The sequence below is a fragment of the Nonomuraea sp. GTA35 genome (genome assembly GCF_041950525.1).
In the GTDB taxonomy this organism is placed as follows: Bacteria; Actinomycetota; Actinomycetes; order Streptosporangiales; family Streptosporangiaceae; genus Nonomuraea.
Window position 1 is genome coordinate 66985 of record NZ_JBGNUV010000002.1, and the last position, 14448, is coordinate 81432.

The 14448-nt window shown below is 73.2% G+C and carries 14 protein-coding genes and 1 riboswitch; of the genes, 7 read left to right on the forward strand and 7 right to left on the reverse strand.

Features of this window, described 5'->3' with window-relative positions; translation table 11 throughout:
* Positions 1-73 precede the first annotated feature (73 nt).
* Positions 74-970 (forward strand): 5'-3' exonuclease H3TH domain-containing protein, encoded by an 897-nt coding sequence (locus ACBJ32_RS07095; protein ID WP_375126933.1) that lies wholly within the window; start codon positions 74-76, stop codon positions 968-970.
* Positions 971-1041: 71 nt separating this feature from the next.
* Here ACBJ32_RS07095 and menD read toward each other — a convergent pair whose 3' ends face one another.
* Together menD and ACBJ32_RS07105 are read right to left on the reverse strand one after the other, a co-directional pair.
* Positions 1042-2703, reverse strand: coding sequence for a 2-succinyl-5-enolpyruvyl-6-hydroxy-3-cyclohexene-1-carboxylic-acid synthase (gene menD / locus ACBJ32_RS07100; protein ID WP_375126029.1), 1662 nt, complete (start codon positions 2701-2703; stop codon positions 1042-1044).
* Positions 2700-3482 carry an enolase C-terminal domain-like protein gene (locus ACBJ32_RS07105; RefSeq protein ID WP_375126934.1) on the reverse strand — a complete coding sequence of 261 codons (783 nt, stop codon included), beginning with the start codon at positions 3480-3482 and terminating at the stop codon, positions 2700-2702. Before ACBJ32_RS07105 ends, menD begins: the two co-directional genes overlap by 4 nt.
* Before the next feature lie 64 nt (positions 3483-3546).
* Here ACBJ32_RS07105 and ACBJ32_RS07110 point away from each other — a divergent pair, with 64 nt between their 5' ends.
* From ACBJ32_RS07110 to ACBJ32_RS07120, 3 genes are all read left to right on the forward strand, one after another.
* The gene (locus ACBJ32_RS07110; protein WP_375126030.1) at positions 3547-4695 is read left to right on the forward strand and encodes an AMP-binding protein; all 1149 of its coding nucleotides are present in this window, start codon (positions 3547-3549) and stop codon (positions 4693-4695) included.
* Positions 4696-4738: 43 nt separating this feature from the next.
* A complete protein-coding gene (locus tag ACBJ32_RS07115) occupies positions 4739-5131 on the forward strand; it encodes a hypothetical protein (protein WP_375126031.1) in 393 nt (130 codons plus the stop codon).
* 177 nt (positions 5132-5308) lie between these two features.
* Positions 5309-6658: an RNA polymerase sigma factor gene (locus ACBJ32_RS07120; protein ID WP_375126032.1), complete on the forward strand. Its 1350-nt coding sequence runs from the start codon at positions 5309-5311 to the stop codon at positions 6656-6658.
* Positions 6659-6712: 54 nt separating this feature from the next.
* Here the strand turns inward: ACBJ32_RS07120 and ACBJ32_RS07125 are convergent, their stop codons facing one another.
* On the reverse strand, positions 6713-7111 hold the full coding sequence (locus ACBJ32_RS07125; protein WP_357884279.1) for a hypothetical protein: 399 nt from the start codon (positions 7109-7111) through the stop codon (positions 6713-6715).
* Positions 7112-7226: 115 nt separating this feature from the next.
* On the opposite strand from ACBJ32_RS07125, the gene ACBJ32_RS07130 reads away from it, so the two are divergent.
* Both ACBJ32_RS07130 and ACBJ32_RS07135 read left to right on the forward strand, forming a co-directional pair.
* Positions 7227-7787: a TetR/AcrR family transcriptional regulator C-terminal domain-containing protein gene (locus ACBJ32_RS07130; RefSeq protein ID WP_375126033.1), complete on the forward strand. Its 561-nt coding sequence runs from the start codon at positions 7227-7229 to the stop codon at positions 7785-7787.
* A gap of 201 nt (positions 7788-7988) precedes the next feature.
* Positions 7989-8180, forward strand: a complete 192-nt coding sequence (locus ACBJ32_RS07135; RefSeq protein WP_090931239.1) for a DUF5999 family protein — start codon at positions 7989-7991, stop codon at positions 8178-8180.
* A 45-nt stretch (positions 8181-8225) separates the two neighbouring features.
* Here ACBJ32_RS07135 and ACBJ32_RS07140 read toward each other — a convergent pair whose 3' ends face one another.
* Positions 8226-8816 carry an alpha/beta family hydrolase gene (locus ACBJ32_RS07140; protein ID WP_375126034.1) on the reverse strand — a complete coding sequence of 197 codons (591 nt, stop codon included), beginning with the start codon at positions 8814-8816 and terminating at the stop codon, positions 8226-8228.
* 82 nt (positions 8817-8898) lie between these two features.
* Here ACBJ32_RS07140 and ACBJ32_RS07145 point away from each other — a divergent pair, with 82 nt between their 5' ends.
* Positions 8899-9240 carry a hypothetical protein gene (locus ACBJ32_RS07145; RefSeq protein WP_357884273.1) on the forward strand — a complete coding sequence of 114 codons (342 nt, stop codon included), beginning with the start codon at positions 8899-8901 and terminating at the stop codon, positions 9238-9240.
* 28 nt (positions 9241-9268) lie between these two features.
* On the opposite strand, the gene ACBJ32_RS07150 is transcribed toward ACBJ32_RS07145, so the two are convergent.
* From ACBJ32_RS07150 to ACBJ32_RS07160, 3 genes are all read right to left on the reverse strand, one after another.
* Entirely contained in the window at positions 9269-10078 is an 810-nt protein-coding gene (locus tag ACBJ32_RS07150; protein WP_375126035.1) for a hypothetical protein, read from the reverse strand.
* Between the two features lie 215 nt (positions 10079-10293).
* Positions 10294-13122 (reverse strand): aminomethyl-transferring glycine dehydrogenase, encoded by a 2829-nt coding sequence (gene gcvP, locus ACBJ32_RS07155; protein ID WP_375126036.1) that lies wholly within the window; start codon positions 13120-13122, stop codon positions 10294-10296.
* 185 nt (positions 13123-13307) lie between these two features.
* Positions 13308-13405, reverse strand: a riboswitch (glycine riboswitch).
* 413 nt (positions 13406-13818) lie between these two features.
* Positions 13819-14439, reverse strand: a complete 621-nt coding sequence (locus ACBJ32_RS07160) for a MerR family transcriptional regulator (RefSeq protein WP_155127945.1) — start codon at positions 14437-14439, stop codon at positions 13819-13821.
* Between the last annotated feature and the right edge of the window lie 9 nt (positions 14440-14448).

The window sequence follows — 14448 nt, forward strand, 5'->3', positions numbered from 1 at the left end:
CGCGGGCCTCCCCGAACCGGCACGACGAGGACCTGCGAGGATCGCGGCGGAGTGCGACCATGGACGGGTGCTGATGCTTCTGGACACCCCTTCCCTCTACTTCCGCGCCTTCTACGGCATCCCGGAGTCGATCAAGGCTCCCGACGGCTCGCCGGTCAACGCGGTACGCGGGCTCATCGACATGATCGCCACCCTCGTGCGCCAGCACTCCCCCACGGCGCTCGCGGCCACCATGGACGCCGACTGGCGGCCCGCGTTCCGGGTGGCGGCGATCCCGACGTACAAGGCGCACCGCGTCGCCCACGGCAACACCGAAGAGGTGCCGGAGGCGCTCGTGCCGCAGATCGCCGTCATCCAGGACGTGCTCGACGCCGTCGGCATCGCCCGCCTGGAGTCGCCCGGCTACGAGGCCGACGACGTCATCGGCACCCTCACCCACCAGGCCGGCGACGGCGCCGTGGACATCGTGACCGGCGACCGCGACCTGTTCCAGCTCGTCGACGACGCCCGTCCGGTACGCGTGCTCTACACCGCGCGCGGCATCCGCAACCTGCAGATCGTGGACGAGGCGTTCGTCACCGCCAAGTACGGCGTGCCGGGCCGCTCCTACGCCGACTTCGCCACCCTGCGCGGCGACCCCAGCGACGGGCTGCCGGGCGTGCCGGGGGTCGGCGAGAAGACCGCCGCCGCGCTGATCACCCGCTTCGGGTCGCTGCCCGCCCTCCTGGAGGCCCTCGACGCGGGTGTCACGGACGGCTTCCCGGCAGGCAGCCGTACCCGCCTCGCCGCCGCCCGCGACTACCTGGAGGCCGCCCCCGCCGTGGTCAAGGTGGCGCCTGACGCGCCGCTCCCGGCCGCCGACCTGGCGCTCCCCGCCAAGCCCCGCGACCCGGAGGCGCTGGTCCAGCTCGCCGACCGCTACGGCCTGGACAGCCCGCTCAACCGGCTCCTGGACGTCCTGGGCCGCTGAGCCGCGCCCCGGCGGCGAGGCGTGGTGCGGCGGGCCCGGCGCACCACGCCCCCGTTCCCCCGTTCCCCCGTTCAGCCCGCGAGGTAGGCGCGTACGGCGTCCTGGGCCGCGTCGCGCAGCCGCGCGTGCACCAGGACGTTCTCCTCCCGGTCCGTACGCACCTCGACCACCCGCGGCCCTTCCCCGCGCAACGCCTTGGGCAGCTCCCCGACATCCCCCACCAGCGTGTACGGCGTCCCCGTGGCCGCGGCCACGTACCCCAGGTCCACCCCGTGCGGCGTCCCGAAGACCCGCTCGAACGGATCCCGCACGGCCGACTGCGGCAGCAGCGAGAAGATCCCGCCCCCGTCGTTGTTGACGACCACGAAGCACAGGTCGGGCCGCGGCTCGCGGGGCCCGAGGATGAGCCCGTTCTGGTCGTGCAGGAACGACAGGTCCCCCAGCAGCGCGTACGACGGCCCGTTGTGCGCCAGCGCCGCCCCCATGGCCGTGGAGACGAGCCCGTCGATGCCCGAAGCCCCCCGGTTCGCCATCAGCCTGATGCCCCGCCGCGGCCGCATCGCCTGGTCGAGGTCGCGGATCGGCATCGAGGAGCCGCAGAACAGCAGCGCTCCGTTCGGCAGCGCGTCCACCAGGTCCCTGGCCAGGCGCGGCTCGCTGGTGCCCGACTGGTCGAGGACCTCGTCCATGGCCGCGCGGGCCGCCAGGTCGGCCTGGCGCCAGGCGTGCAGCCAGGAGTCGTCGCCGGAGGCGACCGGGATCTCCACCGCCTGGGCCACCTGCGTGGCCGACCGGGTGGGGTCGGGCCAGCGGTCGAGGTCGGGGGACACCACGATGTGCTCGCCGGCCCGCCGCAGCCACGACAGCAGCGGCCGCGACAGCCCCGGGCGGCCCAGCGTGACGACCACGTCGGGCCGGTGCGCGTCGGCGAACTCCGGCGTGCCCAGCAGGTAGTGGTAGGCCGAGATGGCGTGGTCGCCGTAGCGTGCGCCGCCGTTCGGCTCGGACAGCACGGGCCAGCCGGCCATGCCCGCCGCCGCCACGTAGCGGCGCACGTTCGCGGCGCCGTCGCCGACCACGAGCACGCCGCGCCTGGTGGGCGGGATGTGCAGGGCGATCGGCGGGGGCGCGACGCGGGCGCGCACCCACGGGCTGCCCGCCCCGGTGTCGAGCGGCTCGCACCAGTTCGTGTCGCCGTCGGGGATCAGCGGCTCCCTGAAGGCCAGGTTGAGGTGCACGGGGCCGGGGTTGCCCGCGCCGGCGGCGCGCTGGTAGGCGCGGCAGGCCAGGGAACGCCAGTAGGCCACCTGGCCCGGCCGGTCCTCGGGCACGCCGACCTCGGCGAACCAGCGGGTGGCGGTGCCGTACAGCTTCATCTGGTCGATCGTCTGGTTGGCGCCGGTGCCGCGCAGCTCGGGCGGGCGGTCGGCGGTGAGCACGAGCAGCGGCACGCCGGACTCGCTCGCCTCGATGACGGCCGGGTGGAAGTTCGCGGTGGCGGTGCCGGACGAGCAGATCAGCGCGACGGGCCGCTCGGAGCGCTTGGCGAGGCCGAGCGCGAGGTACGACGCCGAGCGCTCGTCCACGCGCACGTGCAGGCGCACCCGCGACTCGGCGTGCAGGGCGAGCGCGAGCGGGGCGGAGCGGGAGCCGGGGGCCAGCACCACGTCGGTCAGGCCGCAGCGCACCAGTTCGTCGACCAGTACGGTGGCCAGCGCGGTAGCGGGGTTCAACGGGAGGCCTCCTGCATCCGGCGAAGCCACTGGGGAGATTCAATCTCAAAAGCCGACAAATGCTGAAAATCTACCGCTGGCCGCCGGACCGCCGGCCGGCCGCCCACCGGCACCAGCGGGTCCGCCACGACATCGCCCGACAGCAGGGGCGCCGTGCCGAGCCCGCACGCGTACGGCAACGCCGGCAGCGCCGCCGCCGGTGCTAACCCGGCCGCCAGCCCCACCGACGTCTCCACGGCGCTGGACACCACGGCCGGCAGCCCGCACGCCTCCACCACGCGCGGCGCGGCCCGCACCCCGCCCAGCGGCTGCACCTTGACCACCGCCACGTCGGCCGCCTCTGCCGCGCGCACCCGCAGCGGGTCCTCGGCCCGGCGGATCGACTCGTCGGCGGCGATCGGCACGTCGCCGGCCCGCCGCACCGCCGCCGGCTCCTCGATCGTGGCGCACGGCCGCCCCGGCTCGGCCACCTTGACCTTCGCCGTGGCGCAGCCCGAGCTCCGCACGAGCTCGTGGGCCTGCTCCGGGTCCACGGCGGGCACGGTCGCGTTGACCGGCACGCTGTCGCGCACCGGCTCCGGCCAGCCTTCGAAGGCCGCCTCGCGCGCGCACGCCGGCCACCGAGGGCTCTCGCGCGGGCCGTACTCGGGGAACGGCGAGAACTCGCCCCACCCCGCCGGGCCGTGCAGCAGCACCCCTTCCCTGACGGTCTGCCCCCGAAAGCGCGTGCGCATCGGGATCCTGAAGACCACGGGAGCCACCGGAACCTCGGGAGCCATGGGAGAACGCGTCACGACCCTCCCCTGCGCCGCTGTCCGACCTGTCGCCATTAACCTTACGAGCATGTGGAGGAACCCGTCGCATCCGGACCGTCCGCTGCATGCCATTGTGCAGCCTCCGGGACCTGCCCTGTTCACGGCGGTGCGCGACGCCCTGTCCGGCGACGGGCCGGCCGTCCTCCCGCTGTCCCCCGGGCACGCGGAGCCCGCGCTGGCCTCCCTGCGTCCCACGCATCTCGGCGGCGTCCCGCGCGGCGACGGCGAGGGCGTGCCCGGCGACGTGGCGGTGGTGATCGCCACCAGCGGCAGCACCGGCGCGCCCAAGGGCGTGATGCTCTCCGCCGCAGCCCTGCGTGCCAGTGCGGCGGCCTCGCTGCGGCGCGTGGAGGCCGCCAAGGGCGAGCGCTGGCTGTGCTGCCTGCCCGTCTCCCACGTCTCCGGCCTGCAGGTCCTGGTGCGCGCCCTGCTGTCGGACAGCGAGCCCGTCATCCACCCGGCGTTCGGCCCCCGCGCGGTCCTCGGCTCGGGCGCCGACCACGTCTCCCTCGTGCCCACCCAGCTCCACCGGCTGGTCGAGACGGGGGCGGACCTGTCGGTGTTCAGGACGATCGTGCTCGGCGGCGCCGCGGCCCCTCCCGGCCTGCTGGAGCGTGCCAGGCAGCGCGGCGCGCGGATCGTGACGACGTACGGGTCGAGCGAGACGAGCGGCGGCTGCGTGTACGACGGGCGGCCCCTGGACGGCGTGGACGTCAAGATCGGCGAGGACGGCCTGATCAGGATCGCGGGCCCGGTGCTGTTCTCCGGCTACCGTTTCGGCGTGCCGCCCGCCCCGCTCGACGGCGGCTGGTTCGTCACCTCCGACCTGGGCGAGCTGCGCGGGGGCCGGCTGCGCGTGCTGGGCAGGGCCGACGACGTGATCAACACCGGCGGCGAGAAGGTCGTGGCCGGCGCCGTGACCGACGTGTTGTGCGCCCATCCGGAGATAGCCGACGCGGCCGTGATCGGCACGCCGGACCCCGAATGGGGCGAGCTGGTCACCGCCATCGTGGTCTCTGCCAACCCCGACACACCCCTCACACTTGAGCAATTGAGGGCGTACTGCCGCGATAGGCTTCCCCCTCACGCCGCCCCGCGCGAGCTGCGGTTCGTCTCCCGGCTGCCGCTGCTGCCGAACGGCAAGACCGATCTGGTACGCCTGAGAGCAGGAACCTGACGAGTTGCGGCTGCGTCAAATCGGGGAGAAGGAGGGAGCCTTCATGGACCAGACCCGCAAGATGTGGGCATCCGCGGCCGTCGTCGGCGTCATCGTCGTCGGGGGCGCCTCAGTCGCGGCGGCCGCCTCGGCGGGCAAGCTCGACCAGGTCGCGAGGGAGACCCGAGCCGTGGTGGAGAAGGCGTCACCGTCCGGCCAGCCGCAGGAGGGGCAGGTTCCGGCCCCCGGGGCCACGACCGACGACGGCATCGTGGTCTCCACCGAGGTCAACCCCGATCCCCGCAAGGTCATCGAGTACTGGACGGACGAGCGGCTGGAAGACGCCGAGCCCATGCCGATGCCCGAGGTGACGCCCGGCCAGTTCGAGGTCGGCCCAGGCCAGGTCGAGGTCGGCCCTGGCCAGACAGAGCAGGGCCAGGCGGCGCCGACGGAATAGACCTGCCATCGGGGCGGTTTCGCATATGGGGCGATCCGCCCCTTTTCCATCCCGCAGGGGCGTACGGGAACAAATGACGGCGATTGGCGTTATTGATACTGGTGCGCCGTGCGGACGTGAAACCGCCCCACCACAACCTGCCTGATCGCTTCCACTCCGTACGGAGGAGGTGTCCTCATGCCCAGAACCGCCGTGGCGACCCCACCCGCAACTCTCGACCAGCTGATTGAACGAGGGCGAGCCCAGGGTCACCTTTCTCTGGCGGAGCTGCGCGACGCATTCGCCGAGGCCGGTATCAGCCCCTCTGAAGGCCGCACGATACTGCGGGAACTGTCAGAGGCCGGCGTGAGCCTGGCCGCCGAGGGCGAGCCGTCGCTCAGCACCACCGCCTCGAAGAAGACCCAGAAGAAGCCGGCCACCGCCAAGAAGACGACCTCGCGGGCAAAGACTACCGGCCGCAAGGCCGACGAGGCAAAAACCTCCGCAGCCGCCGCGGCCAGGGCCGTGACACCGGCCGAGGCCAAGCCGGAGCACGAGGAGGACGTCCCCGACGACCTGCTGCTGAGCCAGGAGGCCGAGCTGGACAACGAGCCGCTCGACCTGGACGACACGCAGTCCGTCATGGGCGACTCGGTGCACACCTACCTCAAGTCCATCGGCCGCCGCACCCTGCTCACCGCCGCCCAGGAGGTCGAGCTGGCCAGGCGGATCGAGGCCGGACTGTACGCCGAGTACAAGCTGGAGACCCAGCCCGACCTGCCCCCGTCCGTCCAGGAGGACCTCCACCTGGTGATCGAGGACGGCAGGCGGGCCAAGGACCACATGCTGGAGGCCAACCTGCGGCTCGTGGTCTCGGTGGCCAAGAAGTACACCGACCGCGGGATGTCGCTGCTGGACGTCGTCCAGGAGGGCAACCTGGGGCTGATCAGGGCCGTGGAGAAGTTCGACTACACCAAGGGCTTCAAGTTCTCCACGTACGCCATGTGGTGGATCAGGCAGGCCATCCAGCGCGGCTTCGCCGACTCGGCCCGGACGATCCGGCTGCCCGTGCACGTGCTGGAGATGCTCTCCAAGCTGTCGCGGGTCGAGCGTGACATGCACCAGCGCCTGGGCCGCGAGCCCACGCCCGAGGAGCTGGCCGTCGAGCTCGACAAGACGCCGGACCAGATCGAGGAGCTGCTGCGCACCAGCCGCCAGCCGATCTCGCTGAACGCGACGATCGGCGAGGACGGGGAGACCACGATCGGCGACCTCATCGAGGACGTCGACTCCCCCGAGGCGTCGGAGATCGTCGACCGCCAGCTCCTGGGCGACCAGCTCCGGGGCGTGCTGGACAACCTGTCACCGCGCGAGTCGAAGATCATGGCGCTGCGCTTCGGCCTGGTGGACGGCAAGCCGCACACGCTGGACGAGATCGGCAAGCACCTGGGGCTGACCCGGGAGCGGATCCGCCAGCTGGAGAAGGAGTCGCTGTCCAAGCTGCGCCACCCGAGCAACACCCGCCCGCTGCTCGACTGGGCGAGCTGAACCGAAAGCCCCGGCACACGATGGTGCCGGGGCTCGTCGCGTGGAGGGGGCGGCTCAGGCCGTGGCGGGCAGCGGGCGCGGGACCCGCGGGATGCCCCACAGCCGGTTGTCCTCGCGCAGCGTGCGCAGGCGCTCCACCTCGGACGTCCACATGGCCCCCGCGGGCGTGGCCTTGGCCTTGCGCCGCGCGATCCGATCGTCGTAGGCCTTCACGCCGAACGTGGCCCGCTGCCCCGCCTCGGCGGCCCTCAGCGCCTCCGTCAGCGCCTTGTCGAACGCGCGCCCCGCCGCGAGCAGCTCGAGCTCGTCGGCCGCGCCGGCACGCAGCTCGCGCAGCGTCTGCTCGGCCTGCCTGGCCTTGTCGAGCAACTCGGGGAAGCTCTTGGAGATCTCCTGGTCCGCGTGGTAGCGGACCTCTGCCTCCCGGCTCACCCGCGGACGGAAAAACGCCATCGACCCGGCCCCTTCACAAGCTGTCGGTACTCGTTCAACCGCCAAGCGTACGCCGTCCGGCGACACGGGCGGAAATCGCCCCGGAGCGAGCGCCTTTACATAGTAAGATGATCACATGCCCGCCAAGAGACCGCCCGTGCCCCTGTCCCGCGAGCGCATCATCGAGGCCGCGCTGCACATCGCCGACAGCCAGGGGCTGCGCCGCCTGACCATGCGCCGGCTGGGCGATGCCCTGCAGGTCGAGGCCATGGCCATCTACCACCATCTGCCCCGCGGCAAGGAGGCGCTGATGGACGCCCTGGCCGAGTACGTCACGGCCGTGCAGGTGGAGCAGGGCCCCACCTGGCAGGAGACGGCCAAGGCGTGGTGCCGGGCCAGCCGGGAGCTGCTGCGCGAGCACCCTGGCGTGCTGGCGCTGGCGCTGACCAAGCCGCCCAAGGGCGCCACGGCCCTGGCCATCAGGGAGCAGGTCGAGCAGCTCTCCGACGGGGGCCTGGAGGGCGCCGCCGAGGCCGTGCGCGCGCTGCGGGCCTTCGTGTTCGGCAGCGTGGCGGTCGAGGTACAGCAATCAGGGTGGGCCGACCCGGAAGTCGATGAATGGGTCAGGCGGGACGAAAGGGCGGATGTGGACTTCGAGCGCGGACTCGACGCTCTTCTCAAGGGATTGCAAACGTGATGCGCGTGTCGCGCTTGGACCGTTATCCTGCATAAGGCACGCTGTGTCGAAGGTCACACGGTCCAGGGATCCTCCTGTAACAGTCCGAACGGGCTATGTCGGAACGAGTGACATAGGTCGCACACTTGCCAGCACAACTACCCGAGCCGGCTCCCGCCCCTCCACAACGGGAGCATCCCACGAGATATCGGAGGCACGCCGATGTGCCCGCACGACCCGGCCTGTCCGGATGCCGAGGCGCCAGACCGCGAGGCGGCACGCACCCTCGCCTGCCACCCCGAGCAGGGGTGGAGTTTGCTCTGCAACGGAGTCGTCCTGTTCGAGGACACCGGCGAGCTCCTGCCCAGCGGCACCGTCATCGCACCGCACCGGCCCGTGGTCGGCGCCGCCTGACCGCTACGGCGAGCATCCTCGCCCGCGCGCGAAGCGACGTCCCGGCTACGCGTAGCGCATGATCCATTCGGCGACGACCTCGCCCACTCTGGCGGGGTCGCGCTTGAGGTCGTGGTTCTCCCCCGGCAGGACCACCAGCCTCGCGGCGTCCGCAGCGTCGGGGATCCCGAACGGGTCCCGATCCCCGTTGACCACCAGCACGTCCACCCCGGCCCCGCGCAGCTCCTCGGCCCTGGAACGCTCCGGCCGCCCCGGCGGGTGCAGCGGGAAGGCCAGCGCCACCACGGCCGCCGCGCCGACCGCCTTGGCCGTACGGCACGCCACCCGCGCCCCGTTGCTCCGCCCGCCCTGCACGAGGGGCAGCCCGGACCTGCCCGCGCGCAGCTCGCGCAGGACGATCTCCCACGCCTCGTCCTGCTTGACCGCCGAGCCGGGCGCCCGCGCCCCCGCCACCCTGAACGCCTGCGTCACCCGCGCCACGCTGGCCCCGGCCGCGAGCGCGGCGTCGCGCACCGCCAGCAGGTCGGGAGCGTCCACTCCCCCGGCCGATCCGTGGGTCAGCACCAGCAGCAGCCGCGGCTCCGCGACCTCGTCGAGCTCCACCAGCGCCGGCCCCCGCGGCGTCATCACCTGCATGGCAGCACCGTACCTGGGGAGGATCGGGGCCTAGCCCTCAGGGCGGATGACGGCGCGCCGCGGGGCAGGGATGATTTTCCCCATGCCAGACAAACGCCTCCGGGATGATCTGCAGGCCACGCTCGAAGCGCGCCGCGATCTGGGCCCGGAGTACGAGACCGCGCTCATCGACTCGTTCGTGGAGCGGCTCGACGCCACGATCGCCGCGCGCGTGCGGGCCGAGCTGGATCATCAGGATCCCGTGCGGGCCGGGCGCCGCAACCAGAGCTCGCCGATGGTCCCGATCGTGCTGGGCTCGCTGGGCATCGGCGTGCCGCTGACGGCGATCGCGGCGAGCGCCGGCGGAGCGGGGCTGCTGGTGGCGTGGCTGTCGATCGTGCTGATCAACGTGGCCGCCGCCGCCGCGACCATGCGGCGCCCTTGAGGCGCCCCTGAGGCGCCCCCCGGGATTCTCAGGCGTCGCGGTGGTAGCGCAGGCGCACCTCGGCGGCCAGCGTCTCGTCCTCGTGCTCCAGCCCGTAGGACCAGACCCGGCCGGCGTCCTCGGCCCGCCCGCGCAGCGGCAGCGTGCGGGCGAGCAGCTCGATCGCCAGCGCGCCGGTCTGCGCGTCGGCCCCGCCCTCGACGCTCTCGGCGAACTCGGCGCAGGCCAGCTCCAGGTGCGCGATGCCGAGCTGGACCCGCAGCCCGGGCACCTCGTCCCCGGGGGCGAACTCCAGGGCGTCCAGGAGCACCTCGGCCGCCGCGCCGGGCTCGGCGTGCTCCATCATCAGCTCGGCGAGCTGGGCCGCGGCCTGCGCCCCGATCCGCTCCTCACCGGCCTGCGCGCCGGTCTCCATGGCGGCGCGGAACTCCTTCTCCGCCTCCTCCAGCTGCTCCGCCCGGGTGGCCAGCCGGGCCAGCGCGAGGTGGGCCAGCGGCACGTACGCGGCCGTGCCGACCCCCAGGACGGCCTGCCAGGCGGCCCTGGCCTGCTCGTCGCGGCCCTCCCGCTCGAACCCCTGGGCGAGGTGACAGGCGGCCTGGGCGGCGTACTCGGGGTGGCCGGTGGCCAGCGCGGTCCTGGCGGCGGCCCTGGCCCCCTCGACGTCGCCGCGTTGTTCGAGCACCACGGCGAGGCCGACCGCGGCCTGCGCCCTGTCGGGCCCGTCGGGGTCGGCGGCCAGCTCGCCGAGTATGCGGGCGGCGGCGTCGAGGTCACCGCGCTCGGCCAGCAGGCGGGCGGTGTCGAGGGGCGGGGTCTCCAGCTCTGAGGACGTCAAGAGAGCTCCTTGGGGCGGCAGTCGCACCGAGCCTAACGACTATCGGCGATCATGTCTGCTCACTTGACACCGAAGGACTGGCACGAGCCATGCCCCCGATCGGCGGGCGCACCCGGACCTGCCCGGACGCGTTCCGGGACAAGCCCGGCACGCGCGGGGCGCGGAGCCGCGCCCCGCGCGTGTCGGGCGTGCGGGCAGGCGGGCAGGCCGGGAGGTCAGTCCTCGTAGGCCTCGAGGGGCGGGCACGAGCACACCAGGTTGCGGTCGCCGTAGGCCTGGTCGATGCGGCGCACCGGCACCCAGTACTTGCCGTCGCGCAGCGACGGCAGCGGGTAGGCGGCCTCCGAACGGGTGTACGGGTGCGGCCACTCGTCGGCGCTGACGGACTCGGCCGTGTGCGGCGCGTTGCGCAGCGGGTTGTCCGTCTTGTCGTAGTCGCCGGAGGCCACCTTGGCGATCTCGCCGCGGATGGCGATCATGGCGTCGACGAACCGGTCGAGCTCGTTCAGGTCCTCGCTCTCGGTCGGCTCGATCATCAGGGTGCCGGCCACGGGGAACGACATGGTCGGCGCGTGGAAGCCGTAGTCGATGAGGCGCTTGGCCACGTCGTCCACGGTGACGCCGGTCTCCTTGGTGATCTGCCGCAGGTCGACGATGCACTCGTGCGCCACCAGGCCGCCGCGGCCGGTGTAGAGCACGGGGTAGTGCGGGGCCAGGCGCCTGGCCAGGTAGTTGGCCGACAGGATGGCCTGCTCGGTGGCCGCCGTGAGGCCGTCGGCGCCCATCATCCTGACGTAGGCCCACGAGATCGGCAGGATGCCCGCCGAGCCGTACGGGGCCGCCGAGACGGGGCCGACGGGGGTGCCGTTGTGCAGCGGGTGGCCGGGCAGGTAGGCGGCCAGGTGGCCGCGGACCGCGACCGGGCCGACGCCGGGGCCGCCGCCGCCGTGCGGGATGCAGAACGTCTTGTGCAGGTTCAGGTGGGACACGTCGGCGCCGAACTCGCCCGGCTTGGCCAGCCCGACCAGGGCGTTGAGGTTGGCGCCGTCCACGTACACCTGGCCGCCGGCGTCGTGCACCTTGGCGCACACCTCGGTGATCGTCTCCTCGTACACGCCGTGCGTGGACGGGTACGTCACCATGATCGCCGCCAGCGCGTCGCGGTGCTTGTCGATCTTGGCGTCGAGGTCGGCCAGGTCGACGTTGCCGTCGCTGTCGCAGGCCACGACCACGACGCGCATGCCGGCCATGATGGCGCTGGCGGCGTTCGTGCCGTGGGCGGAGGACGGGATGAGGCACACGTCGCGCTCGCCGTGGCCGTTGGCGCGGTGGTAGGCGCGGATGGCCAGCAGCCCGGCGAACTCGCCCTGCGAGCCGGCGTTCGGCTGGATGGAGACGGCGTCGTAGCCGGTCACCTCGGCCAGCCAGCCCTCCAGCGTGCCGATCAGCTCCCGGTAACCCTCGGCCTGGTCGTCGGGCGCGTACGGGTGGACGGCGGCGAACTCCGGCCAGGTGATCGGCTCCATCTCGGTGGTCGCGTTCAGCTTCATCGTGCAGGAGCCGAGCGGGATCATCGAGCGGTCCAGCGCGATGTCCTTGTCCTGCAGCTTGCGCAGGTAACGCAGCATCGCGGTCTCGGAGCGGTGGCTGTGGAAGACCGGGTGCGTCAGGTACGGGCTCTCGCGCAGCAGGTCGGCGGGCAGCGCGTCGGGGGCGTCCGCCGGGGCCACCTCGGCGCTCACGCCGAACGCCGCCCACACCTTGGCGAGCTCGGCGGCGCCCGTCTTCTCGTCGCAGGCCACGGAGACGTGGTCGTCGTCCACCTGCCAGAGGTTGACGCCCCGCTCGGCGGCGGCGGCCACGACGGCGGCGGCCCTGCCGGGCACGCGGGCCAGCACCGTGTCGAAGAACTCGCCGTGCACGACCTCCACGCCGGCGCCGCGCAGCCCCTCGGCCAGGGCGGTGGCGTGGCGGTGCACCCGGTGCCCGATGCCGCGCAGGCCCTCAGGGCCGTGGTAGACGGCGTACATGCTCGCGATGACGGCGAGCAGCACCTGGGCGGTGCAGATGTTGCTGGTGGCCTTCTCGCGGCGGATGTGCTGCTCGCGGGTCTGCAGGGCCAGGCGGTAGGCGGGGTCGCCGTCGGCGTCCACGGACACGCCGACGAGACGCCCCGGCAGCTGCCGCTGCAGGCCCTCCCGCACGGACATGTACGCGGCGTGCGGCCCGCCGAACCCGAACGGCACCCCGAACCGCTGCGAGGAGCCGATCGCGATGTCGGCGCCCAGCTCGCCGGGGGCGGCGACCAGCGTCAGCGCCAGCAGGTCGGCGGCGGCCACGACGAGCGCGCCGGCCTCGTGCGCGGCGGCGGCCACGGCGCGGAAGTCGCGCAGCCGCCCGGAAGCGCCGGGGTACTGCACGAGCAGCCCGAAACACTCGGGCAGGTCACCGTCCAGATCGTGCTCCACCAGCGTGATGCCGAGCGGCTCCGCCCTGGTGGCCAGCACGGCCTTGGTCTGGGGCAGCGCGTCGGCGTCCACCACGAACACGTCGCTCTTCGACTTGCCCGCCCTGCGGGCCAGCGTCATGGCCTCGGCCGCGGCCGTGGCCTCGTCCAGCAGCGACGCGCCCGCGACGGGCAGGCCGGTGAGGTCGGAGACGACCGTCTGGAAGTTCAGCAGCGCCTCCAGGCGGCCCTGCGAGATCTCCGGCTGGTACGGGGTGTAGGCGGTGTACCAGCCCGGGTTCTCCAGCAGGTTGCGGCGGATGACGCCGGGCGTGACGGTGTCGTAGTAGCCCAGGCCGATCATGGAGGTGAGCACCCGGTTGCGCCCGGCCAGCGCGCGCAGCTCGGCGATGGCCTCGGCCTCGCCGATCGCGGCGGGCAGCTTGAGCTTGTCCTTGGCCCTGATGGCCTCGGGGACGGCCACCGCCACCAGGTCCGCGACGGATTCGAAGCCCACGGCCTCGAGCATGCGCTGCTGCTCGGACTCCGACGGGCCGATGTGCCTGGACGAGAACGGCGGAGCTGACAGATCGGTCATGGGGTTGTGCCTCCCGAGGCTTTCATGGAGACCGGCGCCAGGGCGCGGACGAGTGCCGGGTCTCCCCCTCTGTCAGCGCGGCCCCGCGATGTGCGTCGGCGCCACGACCTGAGAGCTTCACCCCCGGTGGGGCTTGCACCGTCGGTGAGGCGCGCCTGGCGGGTGCGCCTGCTTTCCAGAGTTGCCTCACCCGAGCGGTACTGGATGCCTGAGAGATTCCGGGGAGGGTTGCTCCTTCGGCGCCCCGGGACCAGGTGCCCGGGGACTCTCCCGCACGGGGTCGTCAGCCTTACTGTCCTAGATTACTACGGTAGGCCCCGGTAACCGCTCACCGGACCACTTCCGGCCACCGGCGCGCCCTGTACGGATGCCGGTGGCGGCCCGTGAAAGGGCGTCCAGGCACGTCAGGTCGGGCACGTCAAGCCGGGCACGGGAGCGCCTGGGAGTGCGGTGCGTGGGTGCGCGGGCACGACGGCCGGCGTGCGACGCCGGCCCGATCGGCCGGTGCGGCGGGCGCGGGAGCCCCGAGCTGATCGGCCTGGCGCGGAAGCCCGAGGGGGGTCGGCCGGCGCGGTGGGCGCGGGCCCGATCTGCCGGGCACGGGGGCCAGAGCGGGTCGGCCGGGCGCAGGGGCCCGGGGCCGGTCGGCCGGCGCGGCGCGGGCCCGATCTGCCGGGCGTGAAGGCCAGGGGCGGGTCAGCCGGTGCGGCGGGCGCGGCGCCTGCGGGCCAGTTCGTCAGCGGGATGGTCGGCCGGGACGGTGTCCTCGACCGCCGCGCGTTCCCCCGGCAGCTCCGCGAGGGAGCCCTCGACCTCCCGCCAGACCCGCCCGAGCGCGATGCCGAACACGCCCTGGCCGCCCTGGAGCAGGTCGATCACCTCGTCGGCCGAGGTGCACTCGTAGACGCTGACACCGTCGCTCATGAGCGTGATCTGCGCGAGGTCGGCGACCCCGCGGTCACGCAGGTGCTGCACCGCCGTGCGGATCTGCTGCAGTGACACCCCGGTGTCGAGGAGCCGCTTGACGACCTTGAGCACCAGGATGTCGCGGAAGCTGTAGAGCCGCTGGGAGCCCGAGCCGTGCGCCGCCCTTATCGTGGGCTCGACCAGGCCCGTGCGCGCCCAGTAGTCGAGCTGCCTGTAGGTGATGCCGGCCGCGGCGCAGGCCGTCGGCCCGCGGTATCCGATGTCGCCCGGCAGCGTCGTCGGCTGCTCGTCGAAGAGCAGGCCCTGCTCCCCGGCACGCTGCCGCGCGCTCTCGCGCCGCACCGGATCTTCCTGGCCGGCCGTCTTTCCCTCGCCGCTGCTGACCGCCACGCGGACCTC